16 protein-coding genes are annotated in these 15,415 nt (G+C 59.5%); 10 read left to right on the forward strand and 6 right to left on the reverse strand.

The genetic code is table 11. The features are described 5' to 3' along the window. On the reverse strand, positions 1-735 hold a 735-nt coding region (gene tyrS / locus ABYM29_RS00940), incomplete at its 3' end, for a tyrosine--tRNA ligase (protein WP_372860964.1). Between the two features lie 249 nt (positions 736-984). Here tyrS and ABYM29_RS00945 point away from each other — a divergent pair. Together ABYM29_RS00945 and ABYM29_RS00950 are read left to right on the forward strand one after the other, a co-directional pair. Then, positions 985-2,328, forward strand: a complete 1,344-nt coding sequence (locus ABYM29_RS00945; RefSeq protein WP_372860966.1) for an OapA family protein — start codon at positions 985-987, stop codon at positions 2,326-2,328. Beyond that, positions 2,328-3,446 (forward strand): anhydro-N-acetylmuramic acid kinase, encoded by a 1,119-nt coding sequence (locus tag ABYM29_RS00950; protein WP_372860967.1) that lies wholly within the window; start codon positions 2,328-2,330, stop codon positions 3,444-3,446. Before ABYM29_RS00945 ends, ABYM29_RS00950 begins: the two co-directional genes overlap by 1 nt. Here the strand turns inward: ABYM29_RS00950 and ABYM29_RS00955 are convergent, their stop codons facing one another. The 3 genes from ABYM29_RS00955 to argC form a co-directional block, all read right to left on the reverse strand. Then, entirely contained in the window at positions 3,447-4,145 is a 699-nt protein-coding gene (locus tag ABYM29_RS00955) for an OmpW family protein (RefSeq protein WP_372860970.1), read from the reverse strand. It lies immediately after the preceding gene. Positions 4,146-4,358: 213 nt separating this feature from the next. Beyond that, positions 4,359-4,712: an iron-sulfur cluster insertion protein ErpA gene (gene erpA, locus ABYM29_RS00960; protein ID WP_372860972.1), complete on the reverse strand. Its 354-nt coding sequence runs from the start codon at positions 4,710-4,712 to the stop codon at positions 4,359-4,361. 83 nt (positions 4,713-4,795) lie between these two features. Next, positions 4,796-5,836, reverse strand: coding sequence for an N-acetyl-gamma-glutamyl-phosphate reductase (argC, locus tag ABYM29_RS00965; RefSeq protein WP_372860975.1), 1,041 nt, complete (start codon positions 5,834-5,836; stop codon positions 4,796-4,798). Between the two features lie 152 nt (positions 5,837-5,988). Between argC and ABYM29_RS00970 the strand changes: the two genes are divergently transcribed. The 6 genes from ABYM29_RS00970 to ABYM29_RS00995 all read left to right on the forward strand — a co-directional run bounded on the left by ABYM29_RS00970 (position 5,989) and on the right by ABYM29_RS00995 (position 12,096). Beyond that, positions 5,989-7,725, forward strand: coding sequence for a chloride channel protein (locus ABYM29_RS00970; protein ID WP_372860977.1), 1,737 nt, complete (start codon positions 5,989-5,991; stop codon positions 7,723-7,725). 2 nt (positions 7,726-7,727) lie between these two features. Beyond that, positions 7,728-8,147 (forward strand): protoporphyrinogen oxidase HemJ, encoded by a 420-nt coding sequence (hemJ, locus tag ABYM29_RS00975; RefSeq protein ID WP_372860979.1) that lies wholly within the window; start codon positions 7,728-7,730, stop codon positions 8,145-8,147. An 85-nt stretch (positions 8,148-8,232) separates the two neighbouring features. Further along, positions 8,233-9,516: a glutamate-1-semialdehyde 2,1-aminomutase gene (gene hemL / locus ABYM29_RS00980; protein WP_372860982.1), complete on the forward strand. Its 1,284-nt coding sequence runs from the start codon at positions 8,233-8,235 to the stop codon at positions 9,514-9,516. 26 nt (positions 9,517-9,542) lie between these two features. Then, positions 9,543-10,553 carry a porphobilinogen synthase gene (gene hemB, locus ABYM29_RS00985; RefSeq protein WP_372860984.1) on the forward strand — a complete coding sequence of 337 codons (1,011 nt, stop codon included), beginning with the start codon at positions 9,543-9,545 and terminating at the stop codon, positions 10,551-10,553. Positions 10,554-10,622: 69 nt separating this feature from the next. Continuing rightward, positions 10,623-11,357, forward strand: coding sequence for a TIGR04219 family outer membrane beta-barrel protein (locus ABYM29_RS00990; RefSeq protein WP_372860987.1), 735 nt, complete (start codon positions 10,623-10,625; stop codon positions 11,355-11,357). A 112-nt stretch (positions 11,358-11,469) separates the two neighbouring features. Next, positions 11,470-12,096, forward strand: coding sequence for a hypothetical protein (locus ABYM29_RS00995; protein ID WP_372860989.1), 627 nt, complete (start codon positions 11,470-11,472; stop codon positions 12,094-12,096). Here ABYM29_RS00995 and ABYM29_RS01000 read toward each other — a convergent pair. Both ABYM29_RS01000 and ABYM29_RS01005 read right to left on the reverse strand, forming a co-directional pair. Next, positions 12,058-12,669 (reverse strand): CoA pyrophosphatase, encoded by a 612-nt coding sequence (locus ABYM29_RS01000; RefSeq protein ID WP_372860990.1) that lies wholly within the window; start codon positions 12,667-12,669, stop codon positions 12,058-12,060. The two genes, ABYM29_RS00995 and ABYM29_RS01000, sit on opposite strands and share 39 nt — an antisense overlap. Before the next feature lie 36 nt (positions 12,670-12,705). Beyond that, positions 12,706-13,866, reverse strand: a complete 1,161-nt coding sequence (locus ABYM29_RS01005) for a pyridoxal phosphate-dependent aminotransferase (protein WP_372860992.1) — start codon at positions 13,864-13,866, stop codon at positions 12,706-12,708. 197 nt (positions 13,867-14,063) lie between these two features. Between ABYM29_RS01005 and dksA the strand changes: the two genes are divergently transcribed. Beyond that, complete coding sequence (gene dksA, locus ABYM29_RS01010; protein ID WP_372860995.1) at positions 14,064-14,501, forward strand: RNA polymerase-binding protein DksA; 438 nt, start codon at positions 14,064-14,066, stop codon at positions 14,499-14,501. 40 nt (positions 14,502-14,541) lie between these two features. Beyond that, positions 14,542-15,411, forward strand: coding sequence for a tRNA glutamyl-Q(34) synthetase GluQRS (gene gluQRS / locus ABYM29_RS01015; RefSeq protein WP_372860998.1), 870 nt, complete (start codon positions 14,542-14,544; stop codon positions 15,409-15,411). The last annotated feature ends 4 nt before the right edge of the window (positions 15,412-15,415 follow it).

Consider the following 15,415-nt stretch of genomic DNA (forward strand, 5'->3'; position numbering starts at 1 on the left):
CGTACCGGACTCGGTCTTACCGAACTTGGTGCCATCCGCCTTGGTAACCAGCGGCATCGTCATGCCGTGCACCGAAGCGCTGTGCATGCGCCGTGTCAAATCAATACCGGCGGTGATGTTCCCCCACTGATCCGAGCCACCCAATTGCAGGCTGCAGCCGTGGCGCTGATGCAATTCGGCAAAATCCAAGGCCTGCAATAAAGAGTAACTAAACTCAGTAAAGGAGATACCCGAGCCCTCTCTATCTATACGCTGTTTGACCGACTCCTTGGCGATCATACTGTTCACTGAGAAGTGCTTGCCAATATCGCGCAAAAACTCCAAGGCGGTCATCGGCCCAAACCAATCGAGGTTATTGGCCATCTCGGCGGCGTTATCACCACAATCAAAGCTGACAAAACGGGAAATCTGCGACTTCAACCGGTCAACCCAGGTCGCCACCACATCCGGCGTATTGAGCTGGCGCTCCTGCGCCTTAAAGCTCGGATCACCAATCAAGCCGGTGGCTCCACCGACCAAGGCTATCGGCTTATGCCCCGCATCCTGAAAGCGCTTTAGCGCCAACAGCGGTACCAAATGGCCGATATGCAGGCTATCGGCAGTGGGGTCAAAGCCACAATAGAGGGTGCGCGGAGCTTCAGAGAGATACTCCGCCAGACCATTTTCACCTGTCATCTGCGCCACCAAGCCGCGCGCCTCCAAGTCGGCCAGTAACCCGTTATTGAGCCTTGTCATGTTTAAAGAACCTTAATTAACTTTTGTCTGTCATACCGACACACGGAAACTGCATCGGCGCGAACGGCAGGGACTGCCCGGGGCCGAGCAAGATACAACAAGCCCTGCAAAAATGAAACGCAGCACGGCTGACAGCGCCATGCGCAAAGGCTAGAATCTACCTTAACTTTCGGTAAATACGGCTTCAGCCGCAATTCCCCTTTGTTATAATGATCAAAAATTCGCCACACATAACTACCCGGACTCACGATGTTTGACCGCCAACCCAAACGCCACGCAGACTTCCGGGAAAGCCCACGCTTTCCGCGGCGACACCTCGCTATCGCCGCCTCGACCCTGATTGCACTGGGTGTATCGCTGCTGATGCTACCCGGCGAAAATGCGGAAGCCAAACGCACCGCTATCCCGCTTAACCTTGAACTGACACCGCTAAGCGCCATTGAGCAAAGTGCCGAACCGGCACCACTGATCGAGCCCGAACAAGAGTGGCTGGAAGTTGAAGTCCAGTCCGGCGACTCGCTATCGAGCATTTTCGGCCGCGCCAAACTCAGCCCACAGGACTTACACGAGCTGGTCAGCAGCGCGAAAAAGACCAAGGCTCTCAACAAGATCCGCCCCGGACAAAAACTCGGCTTCCAAATTAACGACGAGGGCAAGCTCAAGGCCATGAGCCTGCAAATTGACAAGCTGAGCAGCCTGATTTACGAACGCGGCGTCAATGGCTTTACCACTACCGAGGTGAGCAAAACCCCGGAAGTCAGGCAGCGCGTTGCCAGTGCCACCATTACCAGCTCATTATATAAAGCGGCGCAGGATGCCGGGGTCAGCCAAAGTATTATTATGGAGCTGGCCAATATTTTCGGTGGCGTATTGGACTTCGTTTACGACGTTCGCAAAAACGACTTTTTTATTGTGATCTACGAAGAACTATACCTCGGCGGAGAGCACCTAGGTAGCGGCCAGATTCTCGCCGCCCAGTACTTCAATCGCGGCGACTCCTTTCAAGCGTATCGCTATGTAAATAAAGAAGGCGAGATCGACTATTTTTCAGAAAGCGGCGAGAGCATGCGAAAAGCCTTCCTGCGCGCGCCCCTCGACTTCACCCGGATCAGCTCGCGTTTTGACCCCAAGCGACTACACCCGGTATTTAAAACCGTGCGCCCGCACCGCGGCGTCGACTACGCCGCCCCCAGGGGCACCCCGGTCTATGCTGCCGGCGACGGCCGCGTACTGGAAGCCGGCTACTCGCGAGGCAATGGCAACTACGTGTTTATCAAGCACGGCGAGGCCTACGTCACCAAATATCTACACCTGCACAAACGCGCCGTGTCGCGTGGCGAGCGCGTTCGCCAGCGCGAAACCATCGGCTGGGTAGGCTCCACCGGCTACGCCACCGGCCCGCACCTGCATTACGAATTCCTGATGAACGGCGTGCACCGCAACCCCGCCACCATCGTCGACAAACTCCCCCCGCCAACGCGAGTTAGCCGAGACGACATGCCCGAATTCCACAACCAGATTAGCGGCCTGCAATTGCAGCTGCGCACCTATGCCGCCCAACGCAACTACAGCAACAGCAGTAGCGAAGGCTAGTGAGTCACCCCCTGTATATAGGCCTGATGTGCGGCACCAGCCTGGACGCCATCGATGTGGCGCTGCTGGCCACTGAGCCCGAGATAAAACTGCTCGCCGCCGCCGACTACGCCTTCCCCGGCGACCTGCGCAACGACTTAATGGCACTGTGCCTTGACGGCGACCAGGAAATAGAGCGCCTGGGGCGCGCCGACCGGCAACTTGCCGCCACCCTCGCCGGGGCGGTGAATGACTTCCTGCAAAAACAGGGCCTCAAGGCCGAGCACATCACCGCTATCGGCAGCCACGGGCAAACCATCCGCCACCGACCACACGACGGGCAGCGCAGTGCCGCGGACAGCTTTACCCTGCAAATAGGCGACCCAAACACCATCGCCGAATTAACCGGCATTACCACCGTAGCGGACTTTCGCCGCCGCGACATCGCCGCGGGCGGCCAAGGAGCTCCCCTGGTCCCCGCCTTCCACTCAGCCGCCTTTGCCGCGCCGGGCCGTGATCGCGTGGTCGCCAACATAGGCGGCATGGCGAACATCAGCATACTGTGCGGCGATGGCAGCGTTAGCGGTTTCGACACCGGCCCAGGCAATGTATTAATGGATAGCTGGATTCAGCGCTGCCGCAAACTGCGCTACGACCGCAACGGCAACTGGGCCGCAAGTGGCAAAGCCAATCCAGACTTAGTCGCCCTCCTGCTCGCCGACCCCTATTACCGGCAGCTCCCTCCCAAAAGCACTGGGCGCGAACATTTTTCCCTGGCGAGCATCGACCACTTGCTCAGGCAATTTTCCGATCTCGCACCACAACACATCCAGGCAAGCCTGCTCGAGCTGACCGCCCGCAGTCTTTGCGAGGCGATCACTGAGGCGTCATTAGACAGCGCCGAAGTGTTTCTATGCGGCGGTGGCGCCGCCAACCGCCAGCTGGTTAGCCGAATTGAAGCCCTACTGCCTGACAGCCTCGTCAGTAGCAGCAGCCGCCTGGGAATTGCCCCCGACTGGGTGGAAGCCGCGGCCTTTGCCTGGCTGGCACAGCAGACACTTGATCACCGGCCCGGCAACGTCGCCGCAGTTACCGGCGCCCGCGGCCCGCGCATCTTAGGCGGCATTTATCCCGCTTAACTAAAAGCGGTAGGCCAAACCGATACTGTATACCCACGGGTCGACATCAACATCGACCGTCATCCGCTCGCCACCGTCGAAGCGAATTTCTGCCTCGCTGCGCAAATAGATCCAGCGCAGTGAAGCATTTGCAGCCCAGCGACCAGTTAATTGATAGTCTGCGCCGAGCTGGGCCGACAGCCCAAAGGCATTATTAAGTTTAATCTCGCCCCCGGTCAGACCCAAATCACTGAGCGCTGCGTCACCCTCTGAAGTAAGCTCCTCGTCGAACATCGCCGTATAGTTCAGCCCAATGCCCACATAGGGCTGAACAGCGCCCCGCGGTGCCAAGTGATAGACCGCACTCAGTGTCGGTGGCAACTGCCTGAAATCAGCAATGTCCAAGCCCTCCAACTCACCGCCACCAGACACGCGATGCCTAAAAGGTGTCGCCGCCAACAGCTCAATCCCCCACCGCGCATCCAACATATACGCAATAGTAAATCCCAGCTGTGTATCGCCATCCAACCCCACAGACGAACGGCCACCCGCCAGGCTCAACGCACTGCCATTAAGCTCAACCGGACCGCTATTTTCACGCGGATCAACATGGCTAAGCCCGGCTCGCAACAACCACGCCCCCGCCTCCAAACTATTGGCCGCCACCGGCAATAGCAGGCCCGCGAATACCGCGGGCACACATGTCTTCACTTTGTTCATTTCATCGCCCTTCTCATCAACATAAACCGGACGCTATTAGAACGAAGCCCAGCGACACGCCTGTTGATCTAGATTAAGCAGGGGCCAGAATGGCGATATTTCTTAAGACAGGGCAAGGCGCGGAAAATAAGCAACCCGTCGCATATGGCCGACGACTTATAACGCGCAAGGTAAAAAGAGAGAACGGCGCCGGAGAAACCCAGCGCCCGAAGGTTAGATCGAGAAAGAAGAGCCGCAGCCGCAGGTCGTACTGGCATTGGGGTTACTAACAACAAAGCGCGAGCCTTCAAGGCCCTCCGTGTAATCCAACTGGGCGCCTTCAATATACTGGTAGCTCAGCGGGTCAACCAAGACAACAACACCATCTTTCTCAATCAGCGTGTCATCCTCCTCAGCCAGCTCATCAAAGGTGAAGCCGTACTGGAACCCCGAACAGCCACCACCGGTAACAAACACCCGAAGTTTGAGGTCCTCGTTGGCCTCATCGTCCATCAGGGCTCTCACCTTGGCAACGGCCCGCTCGGTCAATTGCAAGACCGACGGCGTAAATTCCTCAACTGCTGACATACTTCACCTCACTGCTTCGCCCACTGGGCAGACCGCAATTATCCCCTTATCCGACCAAAACAGTCAAGAATTACACCCTCGCACTACGGCAATAGCGCGATACCATCCAGGCCGCTGCGCTCATCCAGCCCGAACATCAGATTCATGTTCTGAACGGCCTGACCCGACGCACCTTTCACCAAATTATCAATCACCGACAACACCACTACGGTATTGCGATTCTGTGGTCGGTGAAGGGCGATACGACAGGTATTGACGCCGCGCACGGTGCGGGTCTGCGGCATACTGCCCAACGGCATAACGTCAACAAAGGGCGCGTCCGCATAGCGCTTTTCAAATATAAACTGCAGCTCATCCAGGCCAACCGCAGAATCCAGCAACTCCGAATACAAGGTCGCGTGAATACCGCGCACCTGCGGCAGCAAATGCGGCGTAAAAGTCAGCTGCACCGGCCTGCCTGCGGCGACCGACAACTCCTGTTCGATTTCCGGCAAATGGCGATGCCCAGCCACGCCGTAGGCCTTAAAACTGCCATCCAATTCTGCAAACAGAGTGTCTACCTTGGCCTGACGGCCCGCGCCGCTAACCCCGGAGGCCGCACTGGCGATCAGCCGCTGATCGTCAACCAACTTCTGCTCCAACAACGGCAAAAAACCCAGTTCAACCGCAGTTGGATAGCAGCCCGGACAGGCAATCAGTCGCGCCGACGCAATCGCCTCGCGATTGACTTCCGGCAAGCCGTATACCGCCTCATCCAGCAAGCCAGCACAGGCGTGCTCCTCGTTGTACCACTTCGACCACAGCGCCGCATCGCGAATACGGAAATCCGCCGACAAATCAATCACCCGGGTACCCGCCGCCAACAACTCCGGCACCAGCTGCATCGCCACATTGTGTGGCGTTGCGAAAAACACCACATCGCAGGTCGCCAACGCTGCGACATCGGGCACGGTAAACTTCAGATCACAGACACCGCGCAGACTGGGGAATAACTGATCGACTGCCACACCATCTTCGGCGCGCGAGGTAATCATTGCCACTTCAGCACCGGGATGAGCAGCTATCAAACGCAGCAACTCCGCGCCGGTATAGCCCGTCCCTCCTACAATCCCTACCTTTAACACTATCCAACCCCTGCCCGCTGCGCGGTAAATATAAGAAATCACCAATATACCGGCCCATAGGCCGGCCAATACAAGACCATATATAATACTTGATTTGCCGGAGACACGCGAAGCCGGTATGGTTTCCGCTCTTACATACCAAGCATTCCAGCATGAACTTCAGCGGCATTAGTCATTTTCGGCGCCGGCTTGCCAATCCGGAGGCCGCACTCCCCTACGCGATCCTCGGACTCGCCTCGGGCGCCATTACCGCCGTACTGATGATCGCCTTCCGGCTGGCACTGGAATGGCCACTGGCCCAGTGGTTACCGCAAGGAAGTTCGGAAAACTTTGAGTCCCTTGAACGCCACTGGCATTTTCTACTGCCGGTGGGCGGCGCACTGCTACTGGGCCTCGCCCTGAGCTTTATTCAGCCGGCCGACCGCTTCACCGGCATTCCCCATGTCATTGCCGCCCTGCACAATGGCCGCGGCCGCCTGCCCTTCAAGAACATGGTCGTGCAGTTTTTTGGCGGCCTACTGGCCCTGCTCAGCGGCCAGTCCGGCGGCAGAGAGGGACCAGCGGTGCATATCGGCGCGGCGGCCAGCAGCCTGGCCGGCTCGCGGCTTCGGCTGCCCAACAACAGCCTGCGGGTGATGACCGCCTGCGGCACCGCGGCCGCCATCGCCGCCTCGTTCAACACCCCCATCGCCGGCGTCATCTTCGCGATGGAGGTGGTGATGATGGAATATACCGTCGCCGGTTTTGTCCCGGTGATTCTTGCCGCCGTCACCGCCACCACGATGTCGCAGGCCGTTTTTGGCGACGTGGTGTTTCTGCCATCGAGCCAGATCGCCATGAACTCCCTGCTCGAACTGCCATTTATCGCCTTTCTCGGCGCCATTTGCGGCGCACTTTCCGGGCTGTTTGTGCTGATTCAGAAACGCTGTCTGGCACTGATTAACCAGCCCATTTTACTGCGCCTCGCACTGGCCGGACTGCTGACCGGACTGTGCGCGCTGATCGCTCCGGAGGTCCTGGGCATCGGCTACGACAGCCTGCAAGCCACCATCGAGGGCCAATACAGCCTGTGGTTTCTGCTGACTCTGATGGCCTTAAAGCTGTTCGCCACCGCAGTATCCTGTGGACTGGGCATGCCGATAGGCATTATTGGCCCCAGCTTGCTGGTCGGCGCCTTTGCCGGCGGCGCCCTCGGCGGCCTTGGCGCCCAGTGGGTACCCAGTCTCGCCGCCGAACACAGCTTCTATGTGCTGATTGGCATGGCGGCGGTGATGGGCGCCGTCCTCAACGCCCCCTTGGCGGCGCTGCTGGCGCTGATCGAGCTGACCCACAATCAAAGCATCATCTTCCCGGCCATGCTGGCGGTCACCGCAGCGCAGCTGGTGCACAAGGAGCTGTTTGGTCTGCAATCTGCCCACCAGACAACACTGCAGGCCACCCAGCAAGCGGTGCGCGCCAACCCGCTAACACTGGCGCTGCTGCGCACCAGCGCCGCCGCACTGATGGACAGAAACCTCCGCCATGTCGCCCAGCATCTCGGCGCCGCCGAGCAGGAAAAACTGCTGGAAACACCGGTGCGCTGGCTAGTCATCACCAATGCCGAAGGCCAGCGCATTATTGTCCACCGCGAGCACTGGTTCCCCTTTGTCAGCGAGCTTACACTGCCGGCAGACGAGACCGTCGATCTCCTCGCCACCCTGGAAAATCGCCGTCGCGCTGCCGCGTTCGACATCAACGGCACCTTGATGGAAGCCCTTGAAACCATGAATCAAGAGGGTTTAGACAGCCTGTTTGTTCGCAACCCCTTCCAGCGCCAAGGCCCGCTGGACGAGGGCATCATTACCCGCGAAGCGCTTTCAGACCACTACAATTTACCGATCAGGTTCTAGCTATGCTCTGGCTTAAAGCTTTCCATATTATCGCCGTTATTTGCTGGTTCGCCGGCATCTTTTACCTGCCGCGCATATTTGTCTATCACGCCATGAGCGAAGACCGCGCCACCCGCGCCCAACTGGCCGTTATGGCCGGCAAGCTGTACCGCTTTGTCAGCCCCTTCGCACTGTTCACCATTGTGTTTGGCCTCGCCATGATCGCCCAACACCCCGACTACTACTTGCAGGCCGGTTGGATGTGGCTGAAATTAGTGTTTGTCGGCGCCTTGGTCGCCTACCATCTATACTGCGGCCGACTGGTGAAACGCTTTGCCGACGACCGCAATCAGCGCAGCCATGTGTTCTTTCGCTGGTTCAACGAAGCACCGGTCATCGCCCTGTTCGCCATTGTATTGCTAGTGGTACTCAAGCCCTTTTAAACACACGACAACTAGGCAAGGCCGGCGCAAGCCGGGATAATGCCCGGCACAACACCGCCGACACCTCGAGGACAGCCCACACACCATGAGTCGCTCAGATCAGCTCTTCCAACAGGCCCGCCAACACATCCCCGGCGGGGTCAACAGCCCGGTTCGCGCCTTCAAAGCTGTGGGCGGCACGCCCCGCTTTATCGACCGCGCCGAAGGCCCCTATATTTTTGATGTCGACGGCAAACGCTATATTGACTACGTGCTGTCCTGGGGCCCGATGCTGCTCGGCCATGCCAACCCGGCGGTCATTCACGCGGTCACCAAGCAGATCCAGAAAGGCCTGAGCTTCGGCGCCCCCACCGAAATTGAAACCCAGTTGGCCGAGCGCCTGTGCGACATCGTGCCGGGTATGGATATGGTGCGCATGGTCAATTCCGGCACCGAGGCCACCATGAGCGCCATCCGCCTGGCGCGCGGCGCCACCGGCCGCGACAAGATTATTAAATTTGAGGGCTGCTACCACGGCCACTCCGACTCGCTGCTCATTAAAGCCGGCTCCGGCGCGCTCACCTTTGGCGTACCCAGCTCACCCGGCGTGCCGGCTGCCCTCGCCGAGCACACCGTGACGCTGAGCTACAACGATATCGACGGCGTACAGCGCGCCTTTGAAGAATTTGGCGATCAGGTGGCCTGCGTCATTGTCGAGCCCGTCGCCGGCAATATGAACTGCGTGCCGCCGCTGCCCGGCTTCCTGGAGTGCCTGCGCAGCTGCTGCGACAACTACCAAAGCCTGCTGATTATCGACGAGGTGATGACCGGCTTCCGCCTCGGCCTGCAGGGTGCACAGGGCTATTACGGCGTAACCGCCGACATTACCTGCCTGGGCAAAGTCATTGGCGGCGGCATGCCCGTGGCCGCCTTTGGCGGTCGCCGCGAGGTGATGGAACAACTGGCGCCCAGCGGCCCGGTGTATCAAGCCGGCACCCTGTCCGGCAACCCCGCCGCCATGGCCGCGGGCCTGGCCATGCTCGACGCCATTGCCGCGCCCGGCTTTTACGATGCCCCCTTCGCCCGCACCCAGCAATTGATCGATGGCCTGCACCAGCGCGCAGACGCCGCCGGCATCGCGCTGAGCAGCAATCATGTCGGCACCATGTTCGGCGTGTTTTTCACCGACGAAGACCGTATCAGCAATTACCAGCAGGTCATGGCCTGCGACACCGAACGCTTTAATCGCTTTTTCCACGGCATGCTCGACGGCGGCGTCTACCTCGCCCCCGCCTCTTACGAAGCGGGCTTTTTGTCGGCCGCCCACAGCGAGGCCGATATCGACGAAACCCTCGACGTCGCCGAGCGCGTATTTGCCACGCTGCGCTAGCCAGCTCAACCAAGGACAAGCATACGATGACCATTAACTTGAGCCGCGGCGCCTTTCCCGCCACCCGTATGCGGCGGCTGCGCGCCGCCGACTTCAGCCGTCGCCTGACGCGGGAAAACCGCCTGAGCGTCGACGACTTGATCTACCCGATGTTTGTCCACGAGGGCCAGCAAAAGCGCGAGACCGTGGCGTCGATGCCCGGTGTCGAGCGACTGAGTATTGACCTGCTCGCCGCCGAGGCCAAGCAGCTCGTGCGACTGGGCATCCCCGCCATCGCCCTGTTCCCGGTTGTCGGTGACGGCGGCAAATCGCTGCATGCCGAAGAGGCCTACAACCCCGACGGCCTCGCCCAGCGCGCCATTAAAGCGGTTAAAGACGCCGCTCCCGAACTCGGCATCATCACCGATGTCGCGCTCGACCCCTACACCACACACGGTCAGGACGGCATCATCGACCAACACGGCTATGTGCTCAACGACGTCACCACCGAGGTGCTGTGCAAGCAGGCACTGGCACAGGCACAGGCGGGCGCCGACGTTGTCGCCCCCTCCGACATGATGGACGGCCGCATTGGCGCGGTGCGCCAAGCACTGGAAAGCGCCGGCCACGTCAACACCTGCATCCTCAGCTACGCCGCCAAATACGCCTCCAGCTACTACGGACCGTTCCGCGACGCGGTCGGCTCGGCCGGCAATCTCGGCAGCGGCAATAAGTACAGCTACCAAATGGATCCCGGCAACAGCGATGAAGCCCTGCACGAATGCGCACTGGATCTGGCCGAGGGCGCCGACATGATCATGGTCAAACCCGGCATGCCCTATCTGGATATTGTGCGGCGAGTAAAAGACCAACTGGCGGTGCCGACCTATGCCTACCAGGTGAGCGGCGAGTACGCCATGCACTGCGCCGCCTTCGACAAGGGCTGGCTAAATCGCGAGGCCGTCATTGTGGAATCACTGCTGTCATTCAAGCGCGCCGGCGCCGATGGCATTCTCACTTACTTTGCCAAAGAGGCCGCAATATTATTGAACCGCTAGCCTTTACGCTGCCAGCGGGAAGCACTATTGTTCACAACACTATAACGATCAAAACAGGGGAAAAGCATTATGAACAAGAACATCCTGGCTATCGCCGTTCTCGCCGCAACGGCCGTCAGCGCCCAGGCCGATGTTGTCGGCGCCAGCGCCGGCGTCTATCAGTGGAAACAGAACTGGGAAGGCGATATCAAATCCGGTGGCGACGAAATTGATCTGAACGACGATCTCGGCTACGACGACGATAACGGCAACAGCTTTTATGTCGCCCTGGAACACCCCATTCCGGTGTTGCCCAATATTCGCCTGCAGCGCACCGATATTGAAATTTCCGAGCGCAGTACGCTGGAGCGTTCATTCACCTATGACGGCAAGGTCTATGTCGCCACAGAAGATGTCGACTCCACCACCGACCTGGGCCACACCGACGCCACCCTTTACTACGAAATCCTCGACAACTGGGTAAACCTCGATGTGGGTCTGACCATCAGAATGTTTGACGGCGAAGCCTCCATCAAAGGCACCAGCGGCGAAGGTAGCGTCGACCTCGATGCGCCCGTCCCCATGCTTTACGGCAACGCCCGCTTCAACCTGCCGCTGACCGGCCTCTATGCACAAGCCATCGGCAACGTGATCAGCGTTGGCGACAACAGTGTGACTGACATGACCGTTGGCCTCGGCTACGAGGTCGCTATCGTATCGCTGGAAGTCGGCTACCGCAGCTTCGATGTCTCACTGGAAGACGACGACGATGAAGCCAATGTCACCGTGGACGGCATTTACTTCGGCCTGAACATCGACATCTAAACACTCCACAACGCAATACGTAAACGCGCAGCCGGGCAACCGCTGCGCGTTTTTTATTTTTCAAATTCCGCTTATGCTCTACCCTGTTAACACACTGCGAGACCCTATCATCATGATTCCGCGTTTAGGCATTCTGTTGGCCGTTCTGTTCAGCCCGACACTGCTAGCCTGCGACTGCCTCTGGCAGGGGGCCTTCAGCGAGGTTCACGGCAACGCCGACCTCCTTGCTCAGGTTGAAATTACTGCTCGCAAAGGCAATAGCGCCGACCTGAATCTTGTGCAAACGTTCGCCGGCAAGGAGCACAACACGCGTATCCGGCTGTGGGCCGACAGCGGCGCGCTTTGCCGTCCCAACATCGATGAGTTCCCTGTTGGCAGCCAGTGGGTCATGGCACTGCAGCGCATCGAACAACCACCCGACGATGCTTTTAATCCCTTTAAACCCAATATCAGCTTCGGCCGCAAAGGCGACTATTACCTGTCCAGCTGCGGGGTGAACTGGCTACCAGTAAAGAGTGGACGGGTATCAGGCAACATACTCAGCGCTACCCGCTGGCAGTATCTCGACCCGAAAAAAACCCCGGTGATCCTGCCGCTGTTTATCGATTGGCTAAGCGGCAACATCGACGATGCCACCCTCGCCGAGGCGGCGCGGCCGCAGGCGCAATCTCGCCAGTTGCTCAACGACACCAAAATGTTTCTATGGCAGCTTGAGCGGGAGCGGCGCGAGGCCGAGTAATTCATCCAGCATGGCCAGCGACATCCCCCAGATGCGGCGCTTGCCGTAAAAATAACAGGGCAAGTTCAGCGCCAGCTTGCCGCGCCGCCATTCCATGCGCTCGCGATTGCCGCGATCGGCGAGGAAATCGAGCGGCACCCAAACCGCTTCCGCAACTTCGTGATTGGGGTGAATACTAACCGGTGTGTGCAGGCGAAACACATAGGGCGACACCACCATCGGCCGCCGCCCGGAGTGCGGCCGACTCACCAAGTCCGACAGCCGACCAATACAGTGGCCGGCCTTAATCAGATCCACATTCAGCTCTTCCAGCGTCTCCCGCTGGGCCGTGCGAATACCAGTGACATCATCGGGGTCCATGCGCCCGCCGGGAAACGCCATATGCCCAGACCAGGGATCACCCTCGCGATCCGCGCGCTTAATCATCAGCACTTCCAGGCGCCGGTCGTGTTCGCGCAACACCAGCGCCACCGCCGAGCGCTTCACCCAGCGTCGCCACCAGCGCCGCCGCGGCCGAAACTGCTTTAGCGCCGCGCTAAAATCGCTGAGCCTCAAACCCCGCTTATCTGCCAAACTCGCCCCCTGTATGCCACGCAACGCAGACCAACACTAAGCATACAACTTGCGCAGCCGCGCCACCGCCTTTTCGAGCTGCGCCATACTCGTGGTGTAGGCAAAGCGCACATGTCGATCGGCGGCGTACTGACCAAAATCCGCACCGGGAGTAATGGCAATGCCGTGCTTTTCCAATAATTCCAGGCAGAATTGCTGGCTATTGTCGGAGAACTTCTCGATACCGGCATACAGATAAAACGCCCCGGCAGGGCAGTGGGGAATATCAAAACCCAAGTCACACAGCGCCGGATACAAAAAATCGCGGCGGCGGGCAAATTCGTCGCGGCGCGCATCCAGTATCTGCCGGCACTCGGGAGTAAATGCCGCCAGGGCGCCGTACTGCGCCATCGTCGACATGGAGATAAACAGATTCTGCGCCAGTTTCTCTAAATGCGGCACCGCCCACTCCGGCGCCACCAGCCAGCCGAGTCGCCAGCCGGTCATGCCAAAATATTTTGAGAAGCTGTTAATCACAAAGGCCTCATCGGTGATCGACAACACACTGGGCGCCGCTTCACCAAAACTCAGGCCGTGGTAGATTTCATCAACGATCAAATGGCCGCCGCGCTGCTCACACAACTGATGCAGGGCGCTCAGCTGTTGCGCACTGAGAATTTCACCACTGGGGTTGGCCGGCGAGGCCACCATCACCCCACAGGTATTCTCCCGCCAGTGCTGCGCCGCCAGCTCGGCGTCGAGCTGATAGCGCTGCTCCGGTCCCACGGGCACCAGCTGCCCCTGCCCCTCCACCAGACGCAAAAAATGACGATTGCAGGGATAACCCGGGTCCGTCATCAACATGCCCTCGCCGGGGTTCACCAGCAATCCGGCGAGCAGCATCAGCGCACCGCTGGCACCCGGGGTGATCATAATGCGTTCGGGGGCAATCTCCAGGCCGTAGTCACTGCGATAATACTCCGACAAAGCCTGACGCAGCTGCGGAATACCTGCAGCCGGACTGTATTGCGTCTCCCCCCGCGACAGCGCCTGTTGGGCTGCCCGCACAATCGGCTCGGCGGTGGTAAAATCGGGCTCGCCGGCGGCCATATGAACAATATCCCGCCCCTGTTGTTCAAGCTGTTTGGCGCGGGTCAGTACTTCCACTACGCGAAACGGCTCGATATCCGCGAGACGATCAGCAATGCGTTTTGCCACAAAAATTCCCCATCTGTTTGTCGAGCGCGCCTAGTGTAGCAGCGCCGCAGCCTTCACTGGCAGCGCTAAAGTGAGCCGCGCGCGTTTTTCTGTAGCGCCAACTACACTTATCTGGTAGTTTTGCCGGTTTGGCGGCACAGCGTCGCGCGCACATCCGCAGTCTGCGGTTAACGGCTTGTTAAAGAAGAGGGCCAAGCATGCCTGCAAAGGACACAGCACAAGAAAGCCTAAAAACGTTCGTTCCCTACTCTCCCAAGAAAGGAGAGGAATATATGAACGAGGCGCAAAAGGACCACTTCCGCAAAATTCTCTACAGCTGGAAGTCAGAGTTAATGGAAGAGGTTGACCGCACGGTTACCCACATGAAGGACGAGGCCGCCAATTTCCCAGATCCCGCAGACCGCGCCACTCAGGAAGAAGAGTTCAGCCTGGAACTGCGCACTCGCGACCGCGAGCGCAAGCTGATCAAGAAAATTGACGCCACCCTCGACCTGATCGACGAAGACGACTACGGCTTCTGCGATACCTGTGGTGTAGAAATTGGCATAAAGCGCTTGGAAGCCCGCCCGACGGCAACCCTGTGCATCGACTGCAAAACCCTGGACGAAATCAAAGAGCGCCAGGAGCGCGGTTAATCAGCGGGCGGCGACCGCCGCCCATGAATAGCGGCTTACCATGCCCGCAACACTGGCACCCTATATCGGCCGCTTTGCACCCTCGCCGACCGGCCCCCTACACCTCGGCTCGCTGTGCAGCGCACTGGCGAGCTATCTCGACGCCCGCTCCAACGGCGGCCGCTGGCTGCTGCGCATAGAAAATCTAGACCCGCCGCGCGAACAAGTGGGCGCCGATCACCGCATCATTCAGTCCCTGCGAGCCCACCGCCTGCTCTGGGACGGCGATATTGTCTGGCAGAGCCAGCGCCTGGGCGCCTACCAGCAGGCACTAGAGCAGTTGCTGGACCAACAACAGGCGTTTTACTGCAGCTGCTCGCGCGCGCAACTAGCCGAACACGGCGGCCTGCACCGCGATCACTGCGTCGCGCCGTTACAAAAAGGCGATGCCGCCGTGCGCCTGCGCGCCAGTAACCAGCCCTACTGCTTCCGCGACCGCCTGCTCGGCCATCAACAGCAGACACCCAGCAGCGGCGGCGATGTTGTACTGCGCCGACGAGACGGCTTGTTTGCCTATCAACTGGCGGTGGTCGTCGACGACGCCGACAGCGAGGTCAGCGACATCGTTCGCGGCAGCGACCTGCTCGATTCCACCGCCTGGCAATTGCAGCTGCAGGACTCCCTGGGCTACCCCCGCCCCAACTACCTGCACCTGCCGCTGCTCACCGACAGCAGCGGCGACAAACTGAGTAAACGCAGCTATGCGCCCGCCCTCGACGACAGCTGCGCCGAAGACAATATTCGCCGCGTACTGCGCTACTTAAACCAAGCCACGCCGCCCACCACCAGTGACCTAGACAGCTTGCTGCGCTGGGCGGCAGCGCACTGGCAGGTCTCAGCCATTCCGCGTCACGCCATCGCAGTCAACTGAACAG

Source organism: Spongiibacter sp., assembly GCF_041602295.1.
Taxonomy (GTDB): Bacteria; Pseudomonadota; Gammaproteobacteria; order Pseudomonadales; family Spongiibacteraceae; genus Spongiibacter.